The organism is Massilia sp. 2TAF26, assembly GCF_052115005.1.
Lineage (GTDB): Bacteria > Pseudomonadota > Gammaproteobacteria > Burkholderiales > Burkholderiaceae_D > Telluria.
The window spans coordinates 343,978-368,017 of the sequence record NZ_JBFRFV010000001.1; the positions used below are offsets into that span (position 1 = coordinate 343,978).

Consider the following 24,040-nt stretch of genomic DNA (forward strand, 5'->3'; position numbering starts at 1 on the left):
GCTGCGTATAGTATAAGGTACATATCAGGTAGCCTGATACTAAACAAACCACTGAGGAGACATTGTATGTCCAAATACGAAGCGCGCTGGCAGACCGTCAAGGTCGACGTCGACAACGGGATCGGCTGGATCACCCTGAACCGCCCGGAAAAGCGCAACGCCATGAGCCCGACCCTGAACCGCGAGATGATCGACGTGCTCGAGACGCTGGAGCTGGACGACGACGCCCAGGTGATCGTGCTGACCGGCGCCGGCGAAGCCTGGACCGCCGGCATGGACCTCAAGGAGTACTTCCGCGAGACCGACGGCAAGCCGGAAATCATGCAGGAGCGCATGCGCCGCGATTGCTCGCAGTGGCAGTGGAAACTGCTGCGCATGTACAGCAAGGCGACCATCGCGATGGTCAACGGCTGGTGCTTCGGCGGCGCCTTCTCGCCGCTGGTGGCCTGCGACCTGGCGATCGCCGCCGACGACGCCGTGTTCGGCCTGTCCGAAGTCAACTGGGGCATCCCGCCGGGCAACCTGGTCAGCAAGGCCGTGGCCGACACCATGGGCCACCGCCAGGCCCTCCACTACATCATGACCGGCGACACCTTCACCGGCAAGGAAGCGGCCGCGATGGGCCTGATCAACAAGAGCGTGCCGAAGGAACAGCTGCGCGAAGCCGTGATCGAACTGGCCGGCAAGCTGCTGGAAAAGAACCCGGTGGTGCTGCGCTACGCGAAGATCGGCTTCAAGCGCTGCCGCGAACTAAGCTGGGACCAGAACGAGGACTACCTGTACGCCAAGACCGACCAGTCGAACTACCGCGACCCGGAAAAAGGCCGCAAGGAAGGCCTCAAGCAGTTCCTGGACGATAAGACGATCAAGCCGGGCCTGCAGACTTATAAGCGCAGCTGAGCGAGAATCAGCACAACAACAATAATAATAATTTTCATCCAGTCACAATGAGGAGACCTCATATGTTCAACGCAGATCTGCTGTGCGGCGGCGAAGCCCGCGCCGCGTCCAACGGCGCCACTTTCGAGCGCCATGATCCCGCCACCGGCGACGTCGCGACCCGCGCCGCCGCCGCCACCCTGGAAGACGCCGACGCCGCCGTCGAGGCCGCGCGCGCGGCCTTCCCGGCCTGGTCGGCGATGGCCCCCGGCGCCCGCCGCGCCCTGCTGCTGAAGGCCGCCGACGCCATGGAGGCGCTGCGCGGCCGCTTCGTCGAGACCGCCGTGCTTGAGGCCGGCGGCGCGCCGATGTGGTACCAGTTCAACGTGACCCTGGCCGCCAACATGCTGCGCGAAGCGGCTTCGATGACGACCCAGATCGGCGGCGAAGTCATTCCCTCCGACGTCCCCGGCTCGCTGGCGATGGGCGTGCGCCAGGCCTGCGGCGTGGTGGTCGGCATCGCGCCGTGGAACGCGCCGATCATCCTCGGCACGCGCGCGCTGGCGATGCCTCTCGCCTGCGGCAACACGGTGGTGCTGAAGTCGTCGGAGCTCTGCCCCGCCCTGCACCGCCTGATCGGCCAGGTCTTCATCGACGCCGGTTTCCCGCCGGGCGTCGTCAACGTCATCAGCAATGCGCCCCAGGATGCGCCACAGGTGGTCGAGCGCCTGATCGCCCATCCGGCCGTGCGCCGCGTGAACTTTACCGGTTCGACCAAGGTCGGCCGCATCATCGCCCAGCAGGCCGCCAAGCACCTCAAGCCGGTGCTGCTGGAACTGGGCGGCAAGAACCCGGTGGTGGTGCTGGACGACGCCGACCTCGACGAAGCAGTCGAGGCGGCCGCCTTCTCCGCTTTCTTCAACCAGGGCCAGATCTGCATGTCGGCCGACCGCATCCTGGTCGACCGCAAGGTGGCCGACCGGTTCGTCGAAAAGCTGGCCGCCAAGACCGCAGGCCTGAAGGCGGCCCGCAGCGACGCCCCGCTGGCCGGCATGATCGACCCAAGCGCCGCGGTGCGCGTGGACGCCATGCTGCAGGATGCGCGCGCACGCGGCGCCAGGGTCACCCAGCTTGATCCCGGCGTGGACGGCAACATCATGCAGCCGGCCATCGTCGACGGCGTCACGCCCGAGATGCTGGTCTACCAGGAAGAATCCTTCGGCCCGATCGTCTCGGTGCTGCGCTTCGACAGCGACGAGGAAGCGATCCGCCTGGCCAACGACAGCGAATATGGCCTGTCGTCGAGCGTGTTCTCGCGCGACATCGGCCGCGCGATGGCGGTGGCCCAGCGCATCGAATCGGGCATCTGCCACATCAACGGCCCGACCGTGCACGACGAAGCCCAGATGCCCTTCGGCGGCGTGAAAGGCAGCGGCTACGGGCGCTTCGGCGGCAAGGCGGCGATCGCCGAGTTCACCGACCTGCGCTGGATCACGGTGCAGACCGGCCACCGCCACTACCCGATCTGAGCGAGCTGCCATGACCCGATCGACGAATGGCTTCGATGGCGGCGGCAGCGAATTGGACCGCGAATTGGGCCGCGAGTTGGACCAACAAACGGGCGCTGCGAAGCGGCGCGAGATCGAACTCGGCAACCCCGAGATCGGCGCTTACCAGGTGGACGGCATCTGGCGCGTCGATGCGATCACGCCGCTGCAGGATTTCCCGCTGCGCTTCACCGACCGCCTGGTCGAGGGCGCGCGCCGGCATCCCGAGCGCACCCTGGTGGCGCGCCGCGGCGCGGACGGCGAATGGATCCGCCTGTCCTATGCGGAGGTGCTGCAGCGCGTGCGCCGGATCGGCCAGGCCCTGCTCGACCGCGGCTTGTCGGCGGAACGCCCGCTGGCCATCCTGTCCGGCAACGACCTCGAGCACTTCCAGCTGGCGCTCGGCGCGATGTACGCCGGGATTCCGTATGCGCCGCTGTCGCCGGCCTATTCGCTGGTCGCCACCGACCCGGCCAAGCTGGCAGACCTGATCGCCCAGCTGACGCCGGGCGCCATCTTCGCCTGCAACGGCACGGCCTTCGCGCGCGCCATCCAGGCGGTGATGCCGGCCGACGCGGAACTGATCCTGTGCGACGGCGAGGTGCCGGGCCACGCCGCCACCCGCTTCTCCGCGCTGCTGGAGACGGTACCGACCACCGTCGACGCCCGCAACCTTGACGTGGGCCCGGCGACCATCGCCAAGTTCCTGTTCACCTCCGGCTCGACCAAGAAGCCGAAGGCCGTGATCACGACCCACGGCATGCTGACCAGTAACCAGCAGATGCTGCTGCAGACCTTCCCCTTCTTCGGCAAGGAGCCGCCGGTTCTGCTCGACTGGCTGCCCTGGAACCATACCTTCGGCGGCAGCCACAACGTCGGCATCGTGCTGTACAACGGCGGCACGCTCTACATCGACGATGCCCGCCCGACCCCGCGCGACTTCGGCGTCACCCTCCGCAACTTGCGCGAGATCGCGCCGACCGTCTATTTCAACATCCCGGCCGGCTGGGAGATGCTGACCGAGGCGCTGGAAACCGATGCCGAGCTGGCCGCCAATTTCTTCTCGCGCGTGAAGCTGTTCTTCTGCGCCGGCGCCGGCCTGTCGCAAGCGGCATGGGAGCGCCTCGACAAGGTGGCGATCGCCTGCTGCGGCGAATCGATCCGCATCATGACCGGCCTGGGCATGACCGAGACCTCGCCGTCCTGCACCTTCGGCACCGGGCCGATCGTGCGCGCCGGCTATGTCGGCGTGCCGGCGCCGGGCTGCAAGGTCAAGCTGGTGCCCGTCGGCGACAAGCTGGAAGCGCGCTTCCACGGCCCGCACGTGACGCCGGGCTACTGGCGCGCGCCCCACCTGACCGCCGAAGCCTTCGATGAAGACGGCTACTACTGCACCGGCGACGCCCTGCGCTTCTTCGACGATAGCCGGCCGGAACTCGGCTTCATGTTCGACGGCCGCATCGCCGAGGACTTCAAGCTCAGCACCGGCACCTTCGTGAGCGTCGGGCCGCTGCGGGCCCGCGTGGTCAGCATGGGCGCGCCCTATGTGCAGGACGCGGTGGTGACGGGCCTGAACCGCCCCGTCATCGGCCTGATGGTGTTCCCGCGCCTTGAGCACTGCCGCGAACTGTCCGGCCTCGGGGCGGACACATCGGCAGCCGAGGTGCTGGCGAGTGCGCCGGTGCGCGGCTTCTTCCGGAAACTGCTGCGCGAGCTGAATCGCGACGCCAGCGGTTCGTCGAAACGGGTCGACCGCCTGCTGCTGCTGGCCGAACCGCCCTCGATCGACCACCGCGAGCAGACCGACAAGGGTTCGATCAACCAGGCCGCCGTCCTGCAGCGCCGCGCCGCCCTGGTGGAGGCGATGTACGACGGCAGCGAGGAGCAGACCATCGTCGCGGAATAAGGCGTACAGCACAAGACTTACAACAACAGGCAGCACTCATACAACGAGGAGACAGCATGAAACTGAAGACACTGGCATGCATCGGACTGGCCTTTCTACCCTTCGCCGGCACGTCCGCCTATGCCCAGGAAGGCGACACCATCAAGATCGGCGTGATCGCGGCCCTGACCGGCCCCTTCGTCCAGATCGGCAAGCCCTTCGAGGACGGCATCAAGACCTATATGCAGCAGTACGGCGACAAGGTGGCCGGCAAGAAGATCGAGATCCTCTACCGCGACGACGGCGGCAGCAACGTCGAACTCTCGAAGCGCGCCGCCCAGGAGCTGATCGGCCGCGAGAAGGTCAGCTTCCTGATCGGCTTTTCGCTGACCCCGAGCGCGCTGGCGGTGGCCCCGGTCGCCACCCAGGGCAAGGTGCCGATGATCGTCATGAACGCCGTCACCACCGGCATCACGGCCAAGTCGCCCTATATGCTGCGCACCTCGATGACCATGCAGCAGATGACCGAGCCCTTCGGCGACTGGACCGCGAAGAACAAGATCGGCAAGGTGTACTCGCTGGTGAGCGACTACAGCACCGGCGTCGACGCCGAGGCCCGCTTCACCAAGGGCTTCACCGAGGGCGGCGGCAAGATCGTCGGCTCGGCGCGGGTGCCGCTGGCGAATCCGGACTACTCGCCCTTCGTCCAGCGCATCAAGGACCAGAAGCCGGAGGCCGTGTTCTTCTTCGCGCCCGGCGTCGAGGACGGCGTCGGCATGCTGAAGGCCTATAGCGACAAGGGCCTGGACAAGGCCGGCATCAAGTTCCTGGGCGTGGGCGACATGACCAGCGACAGTCCGACCCTGGAAGCGCTGGGCGACCGCGCGCTGGGCGCGGTGACGGTACTGAACTACTCGACGGCGCTCGACAACGAGGCCAACAAGTCCTTCCTGAAGGCCTATGCGGCGGCCAACCCGAACCGCCCGGCGCCGACCTTCGTCACCGTGGCCGCGTATGACACCATGGGCATGATCTACGAGACCATTCGCAGGCTGAACGGCAAGGTGACGGGCGATGCCGCCGTCAAGACCCTGTCCGGCATGAAGTGGAACAGCCCGCGCGGACCGATCAGCATCGATCCGAAAACCCGCGACATCGTGCAGAACATGTACATCCGCGAAGTCAAGAAAGTCAACGGCAAACTGGTCAACGAACCGATCGGCGTCCTCAAGGACGTCATGCCCGACTAAGCAGCACATCCCGCCATCGCAGTAATCCCCGCGGCCTTCACCAGGGCCGCGCGGGTCCCGTTCGTCCCGACGTTTTGTATTCGATCTGTCATTTTGCAGAGGACCAGACACGTATGAACATGCGACACACCACCAGCACCACCACCATCGCCGCGGCGCTCGCCGCCCTGCTGCTTGCCGCCTGCAGCGACAACGACAGCCAGCCTGCCGCCGGCGACACGCCGCCGGTGCAGAGCCTGCCGCAACTGGGCGCGGCCACCGGCGCCAGCATGGCCGGTTGCGCCGACCTGGCGGCAAAGTTGACCTATCCCGACACCACCATCAGCGCGGTCAATGCGATCGCCGCCGGCACCGTCAGCGTGGGCGGCAAGCCGGTGCCCGCCCACTGCCAGGTGCTGGGCGAGATGCTGCGCCGTACCGGCACGGTCGACGGCAAGAGCTATGCGATCGGCTTCGAGATGCGCCTGCCGCTCAACTGGAACGGCCGCTTCTTCTACCAGGCCAACGGCGGCGTCGACGGCAGCGTCGTCAGCGCGCTCGGACCGGTGGGCGGCGGCGGACCGCTGGACAATGCGCTGAACCAGGGCTTTGCCGTGATCAGCTCGGACGCCGGCCACGGCGCGCCGACGCCCTTCTTCGGCATCGATCCGCAGGCGCGGCTCGACTACGGCTACCAGGCGGTCGGCAAGCTGACGCCGATGGCCAAGGCCGTGATCAAGGCCGCCTACGGCAAGGCGCCGGACCGCTCGTACATCGGCGGCTGCTCGAACGGCGGCCGCCACACCATGGTGGCGGCGGCGCGCTACGCCGACCAGTACGACGGCTTCCTGGTGGGCGACCCCGGCTTCCGCCTGCCGCTGGCGGCGATCGCCAACATCGCCGGCGCCAAGACCTATGCCGCGCTGGCCTCCACGCCGGGCGACCTCGGCACCGGCTTCACCCAGGCCGAACGGGCGCTGGTCTCGAATGCGGTGCTGGGCAAGTGCGACGCCCTCGACGGCGCCGCCGACGGCCTGGTGCAGGACACCAAGGCCTGCCAGGCCGCCTTCGACATCAACCGCGACGTGCCGACCTGCGCCGGCGCGCGCGACGGCACCTGCCTCACCACCGCCCAGAAGAGCGGCATCGCCGCCCTGTTCGCCGGCGCCAAGACCGAGAGCGGCAAGCAGATCTACACCAGCTTCCCCTGGGATGCCGGGCTGGCGACCAACGGCTGGGCGAGCTGGAAGTTCAGCTCCCCGATCGACCGCGATGCCGGCGCGGTCGGCCTGATCTGGCAGGTGCCGCCGGAAGACCCCGCCACCTTCGACGGCCGCAGCTTCGTGCTGAACGGCAGCCTGGACACGATGCTGGCGAAGATCAACGCGACCAATGGCATCTACACGGAGAACGCGCTGTCCTTCATGACGCCGCCGAATCCATCCAACCTGGCCGCCCTGAAGAACCGCGGCGCCAAGATGCTGGTCTACCACGGCACCAGCGACCCGATCTTCTCGAGCGACGACACCACGTCCTGGTATGAGGCGCTGCGCACGGCCAACGGCGGCGACGCCGCGAACTTCGCGCGCTTCTTCCGGGTGCCGGGCATGAACCACTGCTCCGGCGGCCCGGCCACCGACCAGTTCGACATGCTGACGCCGCTCGTCGCCTGGGTCGAGAAAGGCCAGGCGCCGGACACGGTGGCGGCAGCGGCCCGCGGCAGCGGGAATGCCGGCGGCGCGAATGCCGACCTGCCCGCCAACTGGTCGGCCTCGCGCACCCGTCCGCTGTGCGCCTATCCGAAGGTCGCGCGCTATAAAGGCAGCGGCAGCGTCGACGACGCCGCCAACTTCAGCTGCCAGTAATCCTTCCTCCCTCTCTCATGGCCGCATGTCAATCTTGGCATGCGGCCATGCCCTTCTGCGCTTGCCAGGCAGCCCGCCTCGGCGTAGCGTCTTCATTCAGACCATCTACCCGCTCCGCATGAGCATTCGTGCTCATGCGGACGCATCCGTATTTATACTTACGTCGATTTACTTCACAAATGAACTATCCAGTACTAAAATATGTCCTGTACCGAAGCTTTTCCACTGGTCCTCCTTCAATAAGGTGAACATCATGAACCTGAAACCCCTGATCCCTGTCGTCCTCCTCGCCGCCCTGACCGGCTGCGCTTCCACCAGCAATGTCGCCGCCAACGATCCGGTCCGCGCCCGCGTGCAGGCCGAGCTGGCACAAGCCAGGGCCGACGGCACTTACCCGCTGACCGAAGCGCAATACGTCTACCCGAACTGGCCCGAACTGCACAAGGCGCCCTGAAGCCTGCCTGAACGCACTCTTTCGGCCGCGTCGGTGCGATAATCGGCACTTTCAAAAGCTGCAAGGAATGCAATGAGCGATTTTGGTCCGACCGAACAGCGGCTGCGGCGAGTCCAGGCCCGCGTCCCGGGATTCCCGTTCGAGAAGATGCTGTTGGTCCGGATGGCCTACCATCTGCAGAAGAACCTGCGCGACAGGAGCAACGCGGCGCTGCGGCAGTACGAGCTGGGCGACACCCACTACATGGTGCTGGCGATACTGTATGGCAGCGTCGACGAAACCTCGACCGCCTCGGAGCTGAGCGAAGCCTGCAACGAGAAGCCCGCCAACCTGACGCGCGTCTGCGACGAGCTGGCGGCCAAGTCCCTGGTCCGGCGCGGCCCCAAGCCGGGCGACCGCCGCGCGGTGATGATTACGCTGAGCGAGGAAGGCCGCGCGATGATCGAGCGCCTTCTGCCCGAGGTCTCCGCCGCCACCACCGCCGCCTTCGCCGGCTTCACGCCGGCCGAGCTGGAAACCCTGGCCAGCCTTAACGCGCGCGTGCTGCGCAATCTCGATACGAAAGCCTGAGCGATCAGGCCCTGGCCAGCCGTTCGATCACCCGCCGCGCGCGGTTCGGGCCAACGTCGACGTGGATGTCGACTTGCGGCGCGCCGGGATGGCGCAGGATGTTGCGGTACTGGGCTTCGATCACCACCTTGTCCTCCTCGAAAGTCAGCGCGGTCTGGTCGAACACGACGCCGCTGACGTCCGGCCGTTCCGGGTGGCTGTTGGACGCCATGGTCCACATATAGTGGGCAGTGGTGTCGGTTTCCGGCGTGATCGCATGAAAGCCGCGCATGTGGAAGCCGCCGCGCTGCGGGTCCCGCATGTCCTCGGTGCCGGCGTCGGCGCCGCCGGTCCAGATGTTCAGGTGGCTCACGTTGAACTCCACTTCCTGCCAGCGGTCGATCTTGCCCTTGAAGGGCCAGGCGTCGAGGTAGGTCGGCGGCGGCGCCGACTCCGGCATGTAGCGCAGCACCCTGACCTGGTCGCCGCTGGCCTCCACCTTCAGCTCGGCGTTCATGTGGACCGCCGCGTTGCCGCCGATGGTCTTCAGGTGCACGTAGCCGAGGTGGCTGAGGTCCAGCAGGTTATCGTGGATCAGCTGGTAGGGCGCGTCGTAGTGGAAGACGTCGCCCTTGAAGGTGTAGCGCGGATCGCGGTGCACCCAGTAGTCCGGTGCCTCGTGGGTCGGCTGGCCGCCTTCTTCGCGCGGCATCCAGATCCACAGGATGCTGTCCTTCTCGCTCAGCACATACGACTTCACCTTCGCCTTGGTCGGGATGCGCTCCTGGCCGGGCACCTCCAGGCAGGCGCCGTCCGGCGCGAACAGCAGGCCGTGGTAGCCGCAGCGCACGCCGCGCCTCTCGACGGTGCCGCAGGACAGCGGCAGCGACTTGTGGCAGCAGCGGTCCTCCAGCGCGGCGGCCACGCCTTCGCCGGTACGGAACATCACGACGTTCCGGTTCAGCAGGGTCCTGGCCACCGGCCTGTCCTTCAATTCCCAGGAAAACCCGGCGACATACCATTGATCGAGCGGGAACATGGATAATCTCCTTATGAATGCGCGGCTTACTTGGCCGGGTCCTTGACCGCGTCGAAGCGGTCGATCTCGGTGGCCACCAGCCTGCCGTCGCGCTTGTCGATGCGGCGGATGTAGATGGTCTGGACGATGTCGCGGGTGGCCGGATCGATGGTCACCGTGCCGCGCGGGCTGCTGCTGGTATAGCCCTTGAGCGCCTGCATGAAGGCCGCGCCGCCCGCTTTGCCGCCGGTCCTGGCGAGCGTCTTGGCGATCAACGCCATGCCGTCGTAGGAAGACGCCGCCAGGAAGCTCGGCTGCATGCGCCCGCCCACGGTCTTGCCGAAGGCGTCGACGAAGCTGGCATTGTCGGCGCCCGGCCGGGTATAGGAATAGAAGCCGGACGAATAGATGCCGACCAGGGAATCGCCGCCCGCCTTCAGCACGTCCTCGTCACCCCAGCCCTCGCCGCCCAGGAAGCGGATGTTCGCCTTGTCCAGGCCCTTCTCGCGGTAGGCCTTGGTGAAGGCCACCATCGGCTGGCCGTTCGGCAGGAAGACGTGGATGGCGTCCGGCTTCTCGTCCTTGACGCGCTGGACGAAGGCGCCGTAGTCGACGCTGCCCAGCGGCATGCGCACCGAGCCGACGATCTTGCCGCCCAGGGCAGTGAAGGTCTTGTTGAACCAGGTCTCGGCATCGATGCCCGGCGCGTAGTCGGCCACCACGGTGAACACGCGGCGCGCGCCGGTGCGGTAGGCCCATTCCGCCAGCGGCTTGGCCGACTGCGCGATCGTGTAGGAGACCCGCGTCACGTAGGGCGAGCGCGCGGTCAGGCTCGATGCCGCCGCGTTCATCACCACCATCGGCGTCCTGCTCTGGTCGGCGACGCCGGCGGCGGCCATCGCATTCGGCGTGAACACGAAGCCGGCCAGCACGTCCACGTGGTCGCGCGTGACCAGCTCGTTCGCCAGGCGCTTGGCGATGTCCGGCTGGGTGCCGGTATCGTCCTTGTAGATGACTTCGATGCGCTTGCCGGCCACCTTGTCGCCGTTCAGGCGCAGCCAGGTGTCGATCCCGGCCTTCATCTGCGCGCCGCTCTCGGCGGCCGGACCGCTGAGCGAGGTGATGACGCCGATCCGGATCGTGTCGTCCTGGGCGTGGGCGGCGCCGCCGGCAAGCAATGCCACGATCAAGCAAAACCCTGGCGTGAACCTGTTCATGCATGTCTCCTGTCGTTGTAGTGCATGCAATCATAGGCCGCTTGTGTTATATCTCAAGACAATTCAGAGAATAACGTTTATTCGATATTTAGATATGAGCACGGACACCGGATTCGACCTCAACCTGCTGCCGGTGGTGCTGGCCATCGCCGAGGAGCGCAGCGTCAGCCGCGCCGCGCAGCGCCTCGGCTGGAGCCAGCCCAAGGTCAGCATCGCCCTCAACAAGCTGCGCGTGGCGCTCGGCGATCCGCTGTTCGTGCGCGGCTCGCACGGCATGTCGCCGACACCGCGCGCCACCGCCCTGCTGGGGCCGACGCGCGAGATCCTGGGCAGGGTGGAGACCGAGGTGCTGGCCAGCACCCGCTTCGAGCCGGCCGAAACCACGCGCCGCTTCAACTTTGCATTGTCGGACATCGGCGAGATGACCTTCCTGCCGAAACTGCTGGCCTACCTGCAGGCCCACGCGCCGCATGCCACGGTGCGCTCGGTCACCCTGCCGCCGGAAGAGATCGCGGCGGGTCTGGAATCCGGCGAGATCGACCTCGCGCTCGGCTATTTTCCGGACCTGAAGGCGCGCAACTTCTTCCAGCAGCGCCTGTTCACCCACAACTTCATCAGCCTGCTCAACGCGCGGCACCGGATCAAGGGCGAGCGGATCTCGATGGCGGACTTCCTGCGCATCGGCCATGCGGTCATTCGCGCGGAGGGGCGCAGCCAGGAGATCTTCGAGCAGCTGCTGGCCAAGCACAAGATCGAACGGCGGGTGGTCCTGTCGACGCCGCACTTCATGTCGATCCCCTTCATCATCGCCTCCACCGACCTCCTGGTGACGGTGCCGTATGCGGTCGGCGAATCCTTCGCGCGCATCGCCAGCATCCGCCTGATCCAGCCGCCACTGGAAATCCCGCAGTTCGACCTGAAGCAGTACTGGCACCGCAAATTCCACAAGGACGAGCCGAACGTATGGATCCGCACGGTGGTGGCCAAGCTGTTCGCGGACCGCGCCGGGCGTTAATGTTCTTCGGCCGCCGCCCGGGCCAGCGCCACGAAGGCTTCCGCCAGCGGTCCGCCGCCCTCGGTGTGGCGGGCCAGCAGCATCGAGGTGGTGGCTTCCGGATCGGCCAGTGGCCGGTAGACCACGCCCTCCATGTGGATGCCTTCGAAGGAACCGGGCAGCACCGAGATGCCGCAGCCGGCCGCCACCAGGCCGATGATGGTCGAGGGCTCGCCCGCCTCCATCGCGATGTGGGGCGTGAAGCCGGCGGCGCGGCACAGCTCGAAGATCTGGTGGTAGATGCCGGTGCCGGCATCCTTGGGGAACACGACGAAGGCCTGGCCGGCCAGGTCCTTCACGGCGATGCTTTCCTGCCGCGCCAGCGGCGAATCGGTCGGCAGCACCAGCCGCAGCGGATCGCTGCGCAGCTTCGTCAGCGCCACCTTGTGCGGCAGCTGCATCGAGGCCGGGCGCACGAAACCGACGTCCAGTTCGCGCGCCTCGATCTTCGCCAGCTGGTGCAGCGTCGTCATCTCCTGGAAGCTCAGCAGCACGCGCGGATAGGCCTGGCGGTAGCGCCGCACGACCTTGGCGAACAGCGGCGTGAACGGCGTCGAGAAGGTGAAGCCGACCCGCAGCTCGCCCGCTTCGCCCATGTGGGCGCGGTGGGCGGTTTCCTTGGCCTGCTCGGCCAGCGCCAGCATGCGCCGCGCGTCCGCCAGGAACAGCCGGCCGGCTTCGGTCAGCAGCACGCGCCGTTTGTTCCGCTCCAGCAGCTTGGCGCCGATCTCGGCTTCCAGCGCCTGGATCTGCTGGCTCAGCGGCGGCTGGCCAATGTGCAGGCGCTCGGCGGCGCGCGTAAAGCTCAGTTCTTCCGCCACGGCGACGAAGTAACGCAGATGCCGAAGTTCCATGTTATCTGTTTAAGCGATAAGTAGAGCCACAAATATATATTGGACAGATGGCTCGCGCAATCCTAGGATGGTGTATCAGAGCCCCACCCCTAGCGCCATGTCCAGCCCCACCGCCGTCCCCGCCTACCGCCGCACCAACCGCGCCCTGTTCTTCGGCGGTTTCTCCTGCTTCGCCCTGCTCTATTGCGTGCAGCCGCTGATGCCCCTGCTGGCCCACGATTTCGCGCTCACGCCGGCGCAGAGCAGCCTGTCGCTGTCGATGGCGACCGCGGCGCTGGCCTTCTCGCTGCTGTGCTCTTCCGTCATCTCCGACCGCGTCGGCCGCAAGAACCTGATGGTGGTGGCGCTGGTGGTGGCCGCCGCGATGACGGTGCTGTCGGCATTCGCGCGCAGCTATGCCGAGCTGCTGGTGGCGCGCACCCTGCTCGGCCTGGCGCTGGGCGGCATGCCGGCGGTGGCGATGGCCTACCTCAGCGAAGAGATCGAACCGGCCTCGCTGGGCGTCTCGATGGGCCTCCTCATCAGCGGCAATGCCTTCGGCGGCATGCTGGGCCGGATGCTGGCCTCGACCCTGTCCGACTTCCTGTCCTGGCGCGTGGCGCTGGCGACGATGGGCGTGGCCGGCCTGCTGGCGGCCTGGGAATTCTGGCGCAGCCTGCCCGCCTCGCGCAATTTCAAGCCCTCCTCGGGCGGCCTGGCGATGACCCTGCACGGCCTGCGCCGCCACTTCGGCGACGACGGCCTGCCCTGGCTGTTCGCCCTGTCCTTCCTGCTGATGGGCTGCTTCGTGAGCGCCTACAACTTCATCGGCTTCCGCCTGCTGGGCGCGCCTTACGGCCTGCGCCAGAGCGTGGTCGGCGCGATCTCCCTGCTCTACCTGCTCGGCATCTTCAGCTCGGTCTGGGCCGGCCGCCGCGCCGACCGCCTGGGCCGCCGCCACGTGCTGTGGTCCGTGATGGGGACCATGTTCGCCGGCCTGCTGCTGACCATGGCGCACAACCTGGTGCTGATCGTCGCCGGCATGGCCATCTTCACCTTCGGCTTCTTCGCCTCGCACTCGATCGCCAGCAGCTGGGTGGGCCGCCGCGCCCGCACCCAGCAGGCACTGGCCTCGGCGCTCTACCTGTGCTTCTACTACCTCGGCTCCAGCGTGGTCGGCTGGCTGTGCGGCTTCCTCTGGGAGCACGGCGGCTGGGGCGGCGTCGTCATGCTGCTCGGGAGCCTGCTGGCGGCGGCGCTGCTGATCTCGCTGCGCCTGCGCAGCTTGGCGCCGCTCATGACGGATGCGCAGTCTGCGAACATGGCGAAACCACCCAAGAGTACACTCAGCAACCCAAGACCATCGGCCGAGCCTTTGGCGTGAATCACGCCGTTTTCCATGGATGGATTTGCAGGAAATCCGCCCGCACCTCCAGAATGACCGGCGGGAAGCGCTCCGCGATCGCTCGTTCCATGCGCGCGTCTGCGTCGACGTCGGCGGCACCATTCGCGAATGCTTCTTTACGGGCGTGTTCGGAAGGCCATTGAGCGTAGCTATACCATAAGCCATCGCTGCCCCGGTGTAAGCGCGATCCGAGCGAGCCCAGCTCCTTCAGATAGATTTCAGACTTACGTGACCAGGCGTCGACGAATTCGTCTTCACGTCCCTCATGGATTCGCCACCGATAGAGTACTACGAACATGTGTTCTCCTTAGGATTGCATATGGCTGCTTTCAGGTCCGCTAGCGGACGGTCGAAACGGCGGTCTTAATCCATGACCGGACTCTCGACACCCAGCAGCTTGTGAATCTTCGGCGAGGTGGTCGTGTACAGCATGTGCACCTTCTTGTCCGGGAAGATGTAGGGCGCCGCGCCGAAGGCCGCCAGGGCGGCCTCGTGGAAGCCCGACAGGATCAGCTTCTTCTTGCCCGGATAGGTATTGATGTCGCCGACCGCGAAGATGCCGGACACGCTGGTCTCGAAGGTCTCGGTGCTCGTCACCTTCAGCTGGCGCATCTCCATGTCCAGCCCCCATTCGGCGATCGGTCCCAGCATGGGCAGCAGGCCAAAGAACACCAGCACCATCTCGGCCGGCAGGCGGCGCGTGACGCCGTCGCTGCCCAGCACCTTCAGCTCGGTCAGCCTGCCATCTTCTTCGCCGAAGCCCGCCACCTGGCCCGAGACGAACTGCATCTCGTGGGCCTCGCACAGCGCCTTCATCTTCGCGATCGAGGCCGGCGCGGCGCGGAAGCTGTCGCGGCGGTGCACCAGCACCACCGACCCGGCCTTGCCGACCAGGTCCAGCGCCCAGTCCAGCGCCGAATCCCCGCCGCCGCAGATCACCAGTTGCCTGCCGTGGAAACGGGCCGGCTCGCGGACGCGGTAGAACAGCTGGCTGTCCTCGAATTTGTCGATGCCGCCCACCTTGAGCTTCCTCGGCTGGAAGGCACCGACGCCGGCGGCGATGAAGATGGTTTTGGTGACGAAGCGGGTGCCGGCCGAGGTCTCGAGGTCGAAGCGCCCATCCTCGCGCTTGCGGACCAGGCGCACTTCCTGGCCGAGGTGGAAGGCCGGCTCGAAGGGTGCGATCTGCTTCAACAGATTGTCGGTCAGCTCGCGGCCGGTGAGCACGGGCGCGGCCGGGATGTCGTAGATCGGCTTGTCCGGGTACAGCTCCATGCACTGGCCGCCGGGATAAGGCAGGGAATCGATCACATGGGCCCTCACCTCCAGCAAGCCCAGCTCGAACACCTGGAACAGGCCGACCGGGCCCGCACCGACGATCACCGCGTCGGCCTCGATCGCCCCGGCCATCCATTCTTCTTCACGTTTCATACCTTCTTCTCCCGCCAGTCACGGCTTCTGTTGTTCGTATTCGCTTTATAATTCCTCAAGTTACCTTGAGGTCAAGCGCCATGAACAAAGCCATTCCCGCCACCGTCCGCCGGCTGAGCGTCGGCGAAGTCGCCGAGCGCAGCGGCGTCGCCGTCTCCACCCTGCACTTCTACGAAGCCAAGGGCCTGATCAGCAGCGTGCGCAGTTCCGGCAACCAGCGCCGCTACACGCCCGACGTCCTGCGCTACATCGCCATCATCAAGGTGGCCCAGCGCGCCGGCATTCCGCTGGACGAGATCCAGCAGGCGCTGGGGCCCTACCAGCCGGGCCAGAAGATCACTGCCGCGCAATGGAAGAGCGTCGGCTCGAAGTGGCGGGCGGCGCTCGACGAGCGCATCACGCGGCTGCAGCGCCTGCGCAGCGAATTGAACGGGTGTATCGGCTGCGGCTGCCTGTCGCTGAAGGATTGCCCGCTGCGCAATCCGGAAGACGTGCTGGGGCGCGAAGGTCCGGGGCCGCGCATCCTCGAACGGGATTGATGAATCGAAAGTATCTCGCCGAGATTTCGCCCATATCGAAAGATATTTCAGCCAAATGCCGGTGGCCTGCACCAATTTTTCTTTCGTTTTTGTTGACGCGTAAGTTTTTTCACCATACATTTAACGCGCCATAACTTACGAACAGAAAAATACCGGAGACCTCGGCTTGACACTTTCGAAGACACTACAGGCAGCCCTGCTGGCCCTGGCCATGACGAGCACCCTGGCGGCCGCCGCGAGCGCCGCCCCGGCGCGCCCACCCCACTTCGCCATCGACGGCGCCCAGTTCAAACTCGACGGCAAGCCCTATGTCATCCGCTCCGGCGAGATGCATTACCCGCGCATCCCGCGCGCCGCCTGGCGCGAGCGGCTGCGCATGGCGCGCGCGATGGGGCTGAACACCGTGACGACTTACGCCTTCTGGTCGCAGCACGAGCCGGAGCCGGGGCAATGGGACTTCTCCGGCCAGAACGACCTGCGCACCTTCATCAAGACAGCGGCCGAGGAAGGCCTGAACGTGGTGTTGCGGCCGGGGCCTTACGTGTGCGCCGAGGTGGACTTCGGCGGCTTTCCGGCCTGGCTGCTGCGCACGCCGGGCCTGCGCGTGCGTTCCATGGATGCGCGCTACCTGGCCGCCAGCGCCCGCTATTTCAAGCGCCTCGCGAAGGAAGTGGGCGACCTGCAGAGCAGCCGCGGCGGCCCCATCCTGATGCTGCAACTGGAAAACGAATACGGTTCCTTCGGCCACGACCACGACTACCTGCGCGCCACCCGGGAACAGATGCGCGCGGCCGGATTCGACGCCCCGCTGTTCACCTCGGACGGCGGCGCCGCCCGCCTGTTCGAGGGCGGCACCCTGCCCGGGGCGGCGGCCGTCGTCAACTTCGGCGGTGGGCTGGACGATGCCAAGGGCTCGATCGAAGCGCTGTCGGCATGGCGACCGGCTGGGCCGCGCATGGCCGGCGAATACTGGGCCGGCTGGTTCGACCACTGGGGCGGACCGCACCACAGCCAGAGCCCGGAAGAAGCCGCGCGCACGGTGGACTGGATGCTGTCGCAGGGGGTGTCCTTCAACCTCTACATGTTCCACGGCGGCACCAGCTTCGGCTGGCTGGCCGGCGCCAACTATTCAAGCACCGAGCCCTACCAGCCCGACACCACCAGCTACGACTACGACGCCGCGCTGGACGAAGCCGGCCGCCCGACGCCCAAGTACCAGGCCCTGCGCGAAGTCATCGCCAGGCATGTGAAGGAGACGCTGCCGCCGGTACCGGCGGCACCGGCACCGCAGGCCCTGGCCGCCTTTCCGCTGGCGTCCGCCGGCAGCCTGCTGGACAGCCTGGACACCCTCTCGAAGGGCCAGCCCGCACGCTGGGTGCGGGCGATGGAGGAATTCGGCCAGAACTACGGCTACATCCTCTACCGCAAGCGCCTCGCGGCGCCGATCAAGGGACAGCTGGTGCTGGACGAGCTGCGCGACCAGGCCACCGTGCTGGCCGACGGCCGTGTCATCGGCCGGCTCGACCGCCGACGCGGCGACAAGGCGCTGGCGGTGGACCTGCCCGCCGGTACCCGGCTCGACCTGCTGGTCGAGGCGATGGGCCGGGTCGGCTTCGGCGCCAGATTGGTGGACGATAACAAGGGCATCGTCCGCGGCGTGAAGCTGGACAAGGAGGAGCTCGAAGGCTGGACCGTCTACCCGCTGCCGATGGACGCCACGGCGCTGCAGCGCCTGGCCGCCGGTGCGCCGGCCAAGGCCGGCGGCGATACGGCAGGCCCGGGCTTCTGGCGCGGAACGCTCAAGCTCGACAAGCCGGTGGACAGCTTCCTCGACACCCGCGGCTGGGGCAAGGGCCAGGTGTGGGTCAACGGCCACCACCTCGGCCGCTACTGGCATATCGGTCCGCAGCAGACCCTCTACCTGCCGGCCTCCTGGCTGCAGGCGGGCGCCAACGAGGTGCTGGTGTTCAGCACCGAGCCTCCCACCGCGACGACGATGCAGGGACGCGCCGATCCGGTGTACGAGACCCCGCCGCCCGATTGACCGCGATGGCGTGGCGGATGCACAGCCGCTCGACATGGCCGTCCGCGGACTGGCCGACCGCGAAGCGCACGGCGCGGGCAACCGACTGCGCCAGGGCGTATTCCACCTCCGCCGGCTCGGCCGGCGCGGGCAGCAGGGGCGCTTCCGTGCTCACCAGCGTGGCCCGCAAGGGATAGCCATCGCTCCCCTTCTGCAGGCCCTCGGTGATTTCCGCCAGCGCCTGCGCCAGCGAACGGAACACGGTGCCGTGGGCGACGCCATGCAGGCCGTCGAGCCGCGGCACGAAGAGCGGCGCGACGTTGACGATGTGGCCGGCGCCCTGCCGCGCCATCTGCGCATTCGCCGCGACCACAGCGTGCAGCCAGGCCTGGATCTGCTCGTCCGCGACCCGGGTCCAGTCGACGCCAAAACCATCGCCGATGGCCGCTTCGCGCGGGATGTTGATGACTACGTCGACCCGGCCGTGCTCGCGCACCGCATGGGCGACCAGGCTTTCCACTTGAACGTAGTCGGCGCCGTCCGCCTGTAATGCCAGGACCGATGCGCCGTCCCAGCGCAGTTCGCCCGCCAGTTCTTCGAGGCGCTCGCGGTCCCGTGCCCCGAGCACCAGCAGCGCGCCCTCCTCCGCCAGGCTGCGTGCGCATGCCGCGCCGGCCTCCCCGTCCGCTTCGGTGATCACGACGACTTTTCCCCGACTCTGCTTTGCCATGTTCCCACTCCATCCGTATGCGGTGATGGACGCAGTGTAGAACCTCAAGCAAAGTCGAGGTCAAGCGCGGATTGCAGATCTCAGAAAGCGTGCCGGATCCCGGCCATCAGGCCGTTCTGCGCCTTGCCCGGCGCCACCGTGCCGCCGGCGTCGAGGGCCAGCGCGGCCTGTCCGTGGTTGTCCATGCGGCCGGCCGCGGCATACACCGCGCTGCGTTTCGACAGCGCGTAGGTCAGGCGCGCCACCGCCATCGTGGTGTCGTCCGGCGAGCCCTTCACGTTCTTCCTGGCCACCTGGGCGTCGAGGGTCAGTTGCGGGCCGACCGGCTGGCTGAGGCCCAGGTAGTAGAGGTCCGACTCGATGACGCCGGTGGCGGCGAAGGTCTTGCGGTCCAGGACGCCGCCGCCCACCTTGGTCTTGCCCAGCATGACGTAGCCGTTGAGCGTCGTGCGGCGGTCGTAGTTGGCGCTGCTGGTGAGGCCGAAGGCCGCGCCCTTGTTCCCGTACAGCTTGTCGTAGGAAGCGGTCAGGCCCCAGGTGTCGGCGTCATAGCCCAGCAGACCGGTATATTGGCGGCAGGCGCGCGCATCGCCGGCCACTTCGCCCGCGCAATTGGTCGCCGCCGGGCCACCCGCGGAGGAGGCATCGCGCCCGGTGCTGTAGGTGGCGCCCAGCGTCACCCGCTTGAAGGTGCCCATGTAGGCGATGGCGTTGTCGCTGCGGGCGTTCGGGATATAGGCGTCGATACTGCTGATCGAGAACAGGTTCGGGCCCAGCACATCGGTCTTCAGCATCGAATAGAAAGTCATGTTCGGCACCCGTCCCAGCTGCAGCGTGCCCCAGCTCCCCTTGAGGCCGACCCAGGCCTGGCGCCCGAACAGGCGGCCGCCCTGGCTGGCCGTGCCGGCGTCGGGATTCAGCCCGTTCTCGAGGGTGAAGATGGCCGACAGGCCGTTGCCCAGGTCTTCCGCACCGCGAAAGCCCAGGCGCGAGGGCACGCTGCCGGTCAGGGAAGCCATCTTGGTCATCGAATGGCCGGCCGCGTCGACGTTGTCGGTGCGGGCGAAGGCGGCATCGACGATGCCGTAGACGGTGATATTGGTCTGGGCGGATGCCGCGCCTGCGCACAGGGCGGCCGCAAAAGCGACGGACGTGAGGGCGCCGCGCCGGAGGGCTGCATGGTTCTTCATTGTGTCTCCTGGCTCAACCCACGTAGTCCGGCTGGTTCTGCGGCGCCGCCGCGATGAAGGCCGGCTGCCGCATGCAGTGCTCGTAGACGGCCAGCACGCGCGTGAAGCGCGACAGGTCGCAGCCCATGCGCATGGCATTCGCCACCTGGGGCACCAGGCAGCAGTCGGCCAGGGTCGGCGTGTCGCCGAAGCAGTAGGCCGTCGCCGGAAGCTTGGCCAGCAGGCGCTCCACCGCGCCCAGGCCCTCGTCGACCCAGTGCGCGTACCAGGCCGACTTGGCCTCCTCGCTCACGCCCAGCGTGCCGGTCAGGTACTTCAGCACGCGGATGTTGTCGATCGGGTGGATCTCGCAGGCGATGGTCTGGGCGACTTCCAGCACGCGGGCGCGCAGCACCGGCTCCTCGGGCAGCAGGCGCGGCTCGGGATAGCGGTGGTCGAGGTAGTCGATGATCGCCAGCGACTGGGTCAGCGTGAGCTCGCCGTCGACCAGCACCGGCACGATGCCGGCCGGGCTCAGCTCGCGGTAGGCCGGCTGGCCCTGCTCGCCGCCGCGCAAGTTGACGCCGGCGTAGTCGTAGCTCAAGCCCTTCAGCGCCAGCGCGATGCGCACGCGGAAGGAGGTGGAACTGTTGAAGAAGCTGTAGAGTTTCATGCGAAGCCTTTGCTGCGAAAAGTACGAAAGATCAGGTCGATGCCGGCGTGGATGCCGCAGCGGCGCCCTTGCTGCCTGCCGCCGCGCCGCCGGCACCGCCCAGCGGATAGCGGACGAACATCGCGAACACCGACAGCGATGCCAGCAGCGCCGGAATGGCGAGCAGCAGGATGATGGCCGAGAAGCCCAGGCCCGCGCCGAGCAGCGCGCCGCCCATCAACGATCCGAGGATGGCGCCGCAGCGGCCCACGCCCAGCGCCCAGCTGACGCCGGTGACGCGGTTGCTGGTCGGGTAGAAGGCCGCGGCCAGGGCGTTGGCGCCGATCTGCGAACCGCTGATGCAGAAGCCCACGCCGGCCACGCCGATGTTCAGCAGCACCAGGTCGGTGTACTGGAAGCCGATCAGGGCGATGAAGGCGATCGCGCACAGGTAGGACAGAGCCAGCACGCGGTAGGGATTGAAGCGGTCCATCAGGCGGCCGATGACGATGGCGCCGACGGTGCCGCCCACCTGGTACATGGCCGACACCAGGGCCGCCTTGGCGATCGGGAAGCCGGCGTCCTTGAACAGGGTCGGCAGCCAGTTGGTCAGCAGGTAGACGATCAGGAGGCTCATGAAGAAGGCGGCCCACAGCGCCAGCGTGCCGAAGGCCAGCGGCGATGCGAACAGCTGGGCGACCGGCGAACGTCCCTTGGCGGCCGGCGCTTCCGGAATGAAGAAGCGTGCGCCGGCTAGCCTTGCGCCCGGCGCGATGCGGCGCAGGGTAGCGGCGATCTGCGGGCTGCCGGGTTTGCGCAGCACCAGGAAGCGCACCGATTCCGGCAGCAGGAAATAGAACAGTACCGCGCAGGCGATCGGCAGGTAGCCGCCCACCAGCAGCACGCTGCGCCAGCCGTATTCCGGAATCAGGTGGGCGGCCAGCACGCCGCCCAGGCCGGAGCCGAGGGTGAAACCGCAGAACATGATGGTGACCACGGTCGACTTGCTGCGCTGCGGCGAGTATTCGGAGGTCAGGGTGATCGCGTTCGGCATGGCGCCGCCCAGTCCCAGTCCGGTCAGGAAGCGGAAGATGGTCAGCGTCATCAGGGAGTCGGTATAGGCCGAGGCCAGGCTCCAGATACCGAAGAACAGCACCGACAGCACCAGGATGGTCTTGCGGCCGATGCGGTCGCCCAGCGGGCCGGCCAGGAAGGAGCCGAAGGCCAGGCCGACCAGGCCGGCGGACAGCAGCGGCGCCAGGTGCTGCGGGGTGAGGTGCCACTCGCCGCGCAGCGACGGGGCGATGAAGCCGATGATCGCCGTATCGAAACCGTCGATGGCGATGATGATGAAACAGAGGAAGGCGATCAGGAACTGGTAGCGCGTGAAGCGCCCCGTATCGATCAGCTGCTGTACGTCGACTTGCGCGGTACTGGACATGGTGTCTCCTGTTGATTGTCGTGGATGGCCGCGGTCTTGGCCGCGGTCCGTGTTGTGTGCGGCGGGTCAGCCGAGGTCGACGAACACCCTGCCGTTCTCGATCCTCACCGGGTAGGTGCGCACCGCCTCGGTGACCGGCTGGCAGGTCGGGCTGCCGTTGCGGATGTCGAACTTGCCCTGGTGGAGCGGGCATTCGATCTCGAAGCCGTCGAGGAAGCCGTCGCACAGGCGGGCGTGTCCGTGGGTGCAGAGGTTGTCGGTCGCGTAGACCTGCCCTTCGACCTTGTACAGGGCGACGTCCTTGCCGCCGGTGTCGACGCCCAGCACGTCGTCTTCGGGCACCTCGTCGAGGGCACTGATGTCAAGCCAGTTGTTTGCCATGTTTGCTGCCTTTTGCTTAGATTGGATAGATCAAGGAGTTCGGGATCATCTCGGTGTCGTAGACGCACACGCGGGACTCGAACTTCAGCCCATGCGGGGTGACGCGCACGCGGTCGATATAGCGGCCGACGTTGAATACCGTGGTCTCCTGGCTCAGCTTGGTGCGGAAGACAGCGTAGTTCGCCTCCGCCTCGACCAGGTCGCCGTCCACACGCAGGATGCGCGGCAGGCCGACCGTGTGGCGCTGGTAGTACGGGTCGTGGAACAGGGTCTCGCGGATGCCGTAGACGCGGTCCCTCAGCATCCCCTTGCTCAGCAGGGCCAGGGTGCACAGCGGGAAGCCGCGTTCGAAGTTCTCGCGCGGCTGCACCTTGTACTCGCAGTCGTCGACGAAGAAGTCCACCCAGCGCTCCCAGTCGGCGGCGTCGACGGCGGCCGCGTAATCGGCGTTCAGCCGGGCCAGCGCCAGGTAGATCTGCAGCTCATCGTTGCTGTTCATCGTTCAATCCTCCATCACCGTGCGCCAGTACTCGTACATCCCGCGGATCAGGGTCTCGGTGACCATGTGGTCGGTGTTCTCGACGCCGTAGCCGCCGAGTTCCGCCACTGCGCGGTGGAAGGGCTTCTGCTCGAAGCCGTACTGCGACAGCTCGATGACCTCACCGTCGTCGGCCGAGACGAAGCCGGCCGGTCCGAACAGGTTGGCCTGGATCAGGCGGCGCTCGGTCATCTCCTCGCTGTCGTCCTCGAAGCCGAAGTGGGTCCAGACGAAGTCGAAGGAGCCCTTGCCGTCCGGCTGGATGTGGCGGGTGGAGACGCTGTTCACCTGCTGCTGGAAGATCACGCTCGGGAATACCGTCATCATCACCGCCGTCGGACCTCCCCACCATTCCTCGGGGACGATGTCGAGCAGGCGCTTGTCCTCGATCTGCATGCTCTCCTTGAAGCTGGTGATGCCGGAGGTGACATCGGCCTTGCTGCCGGTGCCGCTGCCGCGGGTCGAGATCATCGCCGCGTGGCGGTGGCGCTCGTCCATCACCAGCTGGGACTTGTTATCCGCGCGCCACAGGCCGTAGGTGACGAACCAGGTGTGCAGCAGGCCCGGATGGTAGGGGTCCTTGATGTTCTCCTGCATCAGCTTCCAGTTGCCCGGGATGCGCTGGCGGTTGTAGCCGAGGATCTTCAGCTGGCGGCCGTTGAACAGGCGGTCGAAGTAGCGCGTGATCTCGGGGCCGAGGAAGTCTTCCAGCGATTCCACCTCGTGGTCGAAGGAGGCGAACACCACGCCGCCACGGGTGGCGACCTTCAACCGGGTCAGGCCGTGTTCCTCGGGCTTGAATTCCTTGGGCATGCCGCCCTGGATCTTGCCTTCCTGCTTGACGCCGCGGCGGAAGGGCACGCCCTGCAGGTCGCCGTTCAGCCGGTAGTTCCACTGGTGGTAAGGACAGACGAACTCCTTCCTGTTGCCGTGGCGCTCGCGGCAGAACTGCATGCCGCGGTGGGCGCACACGTTCTCGACCACGTGGACGCCGTCCTCGCCACGCACCATGATCACCGAACGCTCGCCGATCACGGTGCGCTTGAAATCGCCCACCTTGGGGATCTCGGCTTCGAGTCCCACGTAGCACCAGTGGCCGCGGTAGAACAGCCTTTCCAGCTCGCGCTGGTGGAGCTGCTCGTCGGTGTACACCGCGAACGGGATCCGGCTGCTGCTTTCCTTCGACTCCCACACTGCCATG

General features: G+C 66.9%; 23 protein-coding genes. 11 read left to right on the top strand and 12 right to left on the bottom strand.

Annotation, left to right across the window (positions count from 1 at the left end):
- Positions 1–66 precede the first annotated feature (66 nt).
- The 7 genes from AB4Z32_RS01635 (at position 67) to AB4Z32_RS01665 (ending at position 8,429) form a co-directional block, all read left to right on the top strand.
- Positions 67–900 carry a p-hydroxycinnamoyl CoA hydratase/lyase gene (locus AB4Z32_RS01635; RefSeq protein WP_441933719.1) on the top strand — a complete coding sequence of 278 codons (834 nt, stop codon included), beginning with the start codon at positions 67–69 and terminating at the stop codon, positions 898–900.
- A gap of 62 nt (positions 901–962) precedes the next feature.
- The gene (locus tag AB4Z32_RS01640; protein WP_441933720.1) at positions 963–2,408 is read left to right on the top strand and encodes an aldehyde dehydrogenase; all 1,446 of its coding nucleotides are present in this window, start codon (positions 963–965) and stop codon (positions 2,406–2,408) included.
- 10 nt (positions 2,409–2,418) lie between these two features.
- Positions 2,419–4,332, top strand: a complete 1,914-nt coding sequence (locus AB4Z32_RS01645; protein WP_441933722.1) for a feruloyl-CoA synthase — start codon at positions 2,419–2,421, stop codon at positions 4,330–4,332.
- Between the two features lie 56 nt (positions 4,333–4,388).
- Entirely contained in the window at positions 4,389–5,561 is a 1,173-nt protein-coding gene (locus AB4Z32_RS01650; protein ID WP_441933724.1) for an ABC transporter substrate-binding protein, read from the top strand.
- A gap of 119 nt (positions 5,562–5,680) precedes the next feature.
- The gene (locus AB4Z32_RS01655; protein WP_441933898.1) at positions 5,681–7,405 is read left to right on the top strand and encodes a tannase/feruloyl esterase family alpha/beta hydrolase; all 1,725 of its coding nucleotides are present in this window, start codon (positions 5,681–5,683) and stop codon (positions 7,403–7,405) included.
- Between the two features lie 253 nt (positions 7,406–7,658).
- A complete protein-coding gene (locus tag AB4Z32_RS01660; RefSeq protein WP_441933726.1) occupies positions 7,659–7,859 on the top strand; it encodes a DUF4148 domain-containing protein in 201 nt (66 codons plus the stop codon).
- Positions 7,860–7,931: 72 nt separating this feature from the next.
- Positions 7,932–8,429, top strand: a complete 498-nt coding sequence (locus tag AB4Z32_RS01665) for a MarR family winged helix-turn-helix transcriptional regulator (RefSeq protein WP_441933728.1) — start codon at positions 7,932–7,934, stop codon at positions 8,427–8,429.
- A gap of 4 nt (positions 8,430–8,433) precedes the next feature.
- Here AB4Z32_RS01665 and AB4Z32_RS01670 read toward each other — a convergent pair whose 3' ends face one another.
- Both AB4Z32_RS01670 and AB4Z32_RS01675 read right to left on the bottom strand, forming a co-directional pair.
- A complete protein-coding gene (locus AB4Z32_RS01670; protein WP_441933730.1) occupies positions 8,434–9,447 on the bottom strand; it encodes a Rieske 2Fe-2S domain-containing protein in 1,014 nt (337 codons plus the stop codon).
- Between the two features lie 26 nt (positions 9,448–9,473).
- Positions 9,474–10,643, bottom strand: a complete 1,170-nt coding sequence (locus AB4Z32_RS01675; protein ID WP_441933731.1) for an ABC transporter substrate-binding protein — start codon at positions 10,641–10,643, stop codon at positions 9,474–9,476.
- A 94-nt stretch (positions 10,644–10,737) separates the two neighbouring features.
- Here AB4Z32_RS01675 and AB4Z32_RS01680 point away from each other — a divergent pair, with 94 nt between their 5' ends.
- The gene (locus AB4Z32_RS01680) at positions 10,738–11,658 is read left to right on the top strand and encodes a LysR family transcriptional regulator (protein ID WP_441933732.1); all 921 of its coding nucleotides are present in this window, start codon (positions 10,738–10,740) and stop codon (positions 11,656–11,658) included.
- Here the strand turns inward: AB4Z32_RS01680 and AB4Z32_RS01685 are convergent.
- A complete protein-coding gene (locus AB4Z32_RS01685; RefSeq protein ID WP_441933734.1) occupies positions 11,655–12,551 on the bottom strand; it encodes a LysR substrate-binding domain-containing protein in 897 nt (298 codons plus the stop codon). The two genes, AB4Z32_RS01680 and AB4Z32_RS01685, sit on opposite strands and share 4 nt — an antisense overlap.
- Before the next feature lie 97 nt (positions 12,552–12,648).
- Between AB4Z32_RS01685 and AB4Z32_RS01690 the strand changes: the two genes are divergently transcribed.
- Positions 12,649–13,914 carry an MFS transporter gene (locus AB4Z32_RS01690; RefSeq protein WP_441933736.1) on the top strand — a complete coding sequence of 422 codons (1,266 nt, stop codon included), beginning with the start codon at positions 12,649–12,651 and terminating at the stop codon, positions 13,912–13,914.
- A 1-nt stretch (position 13,915) separates the two neighbouring features.
- On the opposite strand, the gene AB4Z32_RS01695 is transcribed toward AB4Z32_RS01690, so the two are convergent.
- The gene (locus AB4Z32_RS01695; RefSeq protein WP_441933738.1) at positions 13,916–14,233 is read right to left on the bottom strand and encodes an antibiotic biosynthesis monooxygenase family protein; all 318 of its coding nucleotides are present in this window, start codon (positions 14,231–14,233) and stop codon (positions 13,916–13,918) included.
- Positions 14,234–14,298: 65 nt separating this feature from the next.
- Positions 14,299–15,366 carry an NAD(P)/FAD-dependent oxidoreductase gene (locus tag AB4Z32_RS01700; protein ID WP_441933740.1) on the bottom strand — a complete coding sequence of 356 codons (1,068 nt, stop codon included), beginning with the start codon at positions 15,364–15,366 and terminating at the stop codon, positions 14,299–14,301.
- Positions 15,367–15,446: 80 nt separating this feature from the next.
- Here AB4Z32_RS01700 and soxR point away from each other — a divergent pair, with 80 nt between their 5' ends.
- Positions 15,447–15,905: a redox-sensitive transcriptional activator SoxR gene (gene soxR, locus AB4Z32_RS01705; protein ID WP_441933742.1), complete on the top strand. Its 459-nt coding sequence runs from the start codon at positions 15,447–15,449 to the stop codon at positions 15,903–15,905.
- 166 nt (positions 15,906–16,071) lie between these two features.
- The gene (locus AB4Z32_RS01710; protein WP_441933744.1) at positions 16,072–17,949 is read left to right on the top strand and encodes a glycoside hydrolase family 35 protein; all 1,878 of its coding nucleotides are present in this window, start codon (positions 16,072–16,074) and stop codon (positions 17,947–17,949) included.
- On the opposite strand, the gene AB4Z32_RS01715 is transcribed toward AB4Z32_RS01710, so the two are convergent.
- The 7 genes from AB4Z32_RS01715 to AB4Z32_RS01745 all read right to left on the bottom strand — a co-directional run bounded on the left by AB4Z32_RS01715 (position 17,873) and on the right by AB4Z32_RS01745 (position 24,039).
- Entirely contained in the window at positions 17,873–18,658 is a 786-nt protein-coding gene (locus AB4Z32_RS01715; protein ID WP_441933746.1) for an SDR family oxidoreductase, read from the bottom strand. The genes AB4Z32_RS01710 and AB4Z32_RS01715 overlap by 77 nt on opposite strands.
- Before the next feature lie 80 nt (positions 18,659–18,738).
- Complete coding sequence (locus AB4Z32_RS01720) at positions 18,739–19,848, bottom strand: porin (RefSeq protein WP_441933748.1); 1,110 nt, start codon at positions 19,846–19,848, stop codon at positions 18,739–18,741.
- A gap of 13 nt (positions 19,849–19,861) precedes the next feature.
- Positions 19,862–20,500, bottom strand: a complete 639-nt coding sequence (gene maiA, locus AB4Z32_RS01725; protein WP_441933749.1) for a maleylacetoacetate isomerase — start codon at positions 20,498–20,500, stop codon at positions 19,862–19,864.
- Positions 20,501–20,531: 31 nt separating this feature from the next.
- Positions 20,532–21,920 (bottom strand): MFS transporter, encoded by a 1,389-nt coding sequence (locus AB4Z32_RS01730; RefSeq protein ID WP_441933751.1) that lies wholly within the window; start codon positions 21,918–21,920, stop codon positions 20,532–20,534.
- A 66-nt stretch (positions 21,921–21,986) separates the two neighbouring features.
- On the bottom strand, positions 21,987–22,301 hold the full coding sequence (locus AB4Z32_RS01735) for a non-heme iron oxygenase ferredoxin subunit (RefSeq protein ID WP_441933753.1): 315 nt from the start codon (positions 22,299–22,301) through the stop codon (positions 21,987–21,989).
- Between the two features lie 16 nt (positions 22,302–22,317).
- Positions 22,318–22,800 (bottom strand): aromatic-ring-hydroxylating dioxygenase subunit beta, encoded by a 483-nt coding sequence (locus tag AB4Z32_RS01740; RefSeq protein ID WP_441933754.1) that lies wholly within the window; start codon positions 22,798–22,800, stop codon positions 22,318–22,320.
- A 3-nt stretch (positions 22,801–22,803) separates the two neighbouring features.
- Positions 22,804–24,039 carry an aromatic ring-hydroxylating dioxygenase subunit alpha gene (locus AB4Z32_RS01745; RefSeq protein WP_441933756.1) on the bottom strand — a complete coding sequence of 412 codons (1,236 nt, stop codon included), beginning with the start codon at positions 24,037–24,039 and terminating at the stop codon, positions 22,804–22,806.
- Position 24,040 lies beyond the last annotated feature (1 nt).

Excerpts from the sequence above, each read along its gene's own strand:
- AB4Z32_RS01665 (WP_441933728.1), top strand. The coding sequence starts at position 7,932 with ATGAGCGATTTTGGTCCGACCGAACAGCGGCTGCGGCGAGTCCAGGCC.
- AB4Z32_RS01695 (WP_441933738.1), bottom strand. The coding sequence starts at position 14,233 with ATGTTCGTAGTACTCTATCGGTGGCGAATCCATGAGGGACGTGAAGAC.
- AB4Z32_RS01740 (WP_441933754.1), bottom strand. The coding sequence starts at position 22,800 with ATGAACAGCAACGATGAGCTGCAGATCTACCTGGCGCTGGCCCGGCTG.
- AB4Z32_RS01675 (WP_441933731.1), bottom strand. The coding sequence starts at position 10,643 with ATGAACAGGTTCACGCCAGGGTTTTGCTTGATCGTGGCATTGCTTGCC.
- soxR (WP_441933742.1), top strand. The coding sequence starts at position 15,447 with ATGAACAAAGCCATTCCCGCCACCGTCCGCCGGCTGAGCGTCGGCGAA.
- AB4Z32_RS01745 (WP_441933756.1), bottom strand. The coding sequence starts at position 24,039 with ATGGCAGTGTGGGAGTCGAAGGAAAGCAGCAGCCGGATCCCGTTCGCG.
- AB4Z32_RS01645 (WP_441933722.1), top strand. The coding sequence starts at position 2,419 with ATGACCCGATCGACGAATGGCTTCGATGGCGGCGGCAGCGAATTGGAC.
- maiA (WP_441933749.1), bottom strand. The coding sequence starts at position 20,500 with ATGAAACTCTACAGCTTCTTCAACAGTTCCACCTCCTTCCGCGTGCGC.
- AB4Z32_RS01690 (WP_441933736.1), top strand. The coding sequence starts at position 12,649 with ATGTCCAGCCCCACCGCCGTCCCCGCCTACCGCCGCACCAACCGCGCC.
- AB4Z32_RS01655 (WP_441933898.1), top strand. The coding sequence starts at position 5,681 with ATGCGACACACCACCAGCACCACCACCATCGCCGCGGCGCTCGCCGCC.
- AB4Z32_RS01720 (WP_441933748.1), bottom strand. The coding sequence starts at position 19,848 with ATGAAGAACCATGCAGCCCTCCGGCGCGGCGCCCTCACGTCCGTCGCT.
- AB4Z32_RS01650 (WP_441933724.1), top strand. The coding sequence starts at position 4,389 with ATGAAACTGAAGACACTGGCATGCATCGGACTGGCCTTTCTACCCTTC.
- AB4Z32_RS01735 (WP_441933753.1), bottom strand. The coding sequence starts at position 22,301 with ATGGCAAACAACTGGCTTGACATCAGTGCCCTCGACGAGGTGCCCGAA.
- AB4Z32_RS01670 (WP_441933730.1), bottom strand. The coding sequence starts at position 9,447 with ATGTTCCCGCTCGATCAATGGTATGTCGCCGGGTTTTCCTGGGAATTG.
- AB4Z32_RS01685 (WP_441933734.1), bottom strand. The coding sequence starts at position 12,551 with ATGGAACTTCGGCATCTGCGTTACTTCGTCGCCGTGGCGGAAGAACTG.
- AB4Z32_RS01640 (WP_441933720.1), top strand. The coding sequence starts at position 963 with ATGTTCAACGCAGATCTGCTGTGCGGCGGCGAAGCCCGCGCCGCGTCC.
- AB4Z32_RS01730 (WP_441933751.1), bottom strand. The coding sequence starts at position 21,920 with ATGTCCAGTACCGCGCAAGTCGACGTACAGCAGCTGATCGATACGGGG.
- AB4Z32_RS01680 (WP_441933732.1), top strand. The coding sequence starts at position 10,738 with ATGAGCACGGACACCGGATTCGACCTCAACCTGCTGCCGGTGGTGCTG.
- AB4Z32_RS01635 (WP_441933719.1), top strand. The coding sequence starts at position 67 with ATGTCCAAATACGAAGCGCGCTGGCAGACCGTCAAGGTCGACGTCGAC.
- AB4Z32_RS01660 (WP_441933726.1), top strand. The coding sequence starts at position 7,659 with ATGAACCTGAAACCCCTGATCCCTGTCGTCCTCCTCGCCGCCCTGACC.
- AB4Z32_RS01715 (WP_441933746.1), bottom strand. The coding sequence starts at position 18,658 with ATGGCAAAGCAGAGTCGGGGAAAAGTCGTCGTGATCACCGAAGCGGAC.
- AB4Z32_RS01700 (WP_441933740.1), bottom strand. The coding sequence starts at position 15,366 with ATGAAACGTGAAGAAGAATGGATGGCCGGGGCGATCGAGGCCGACGCG.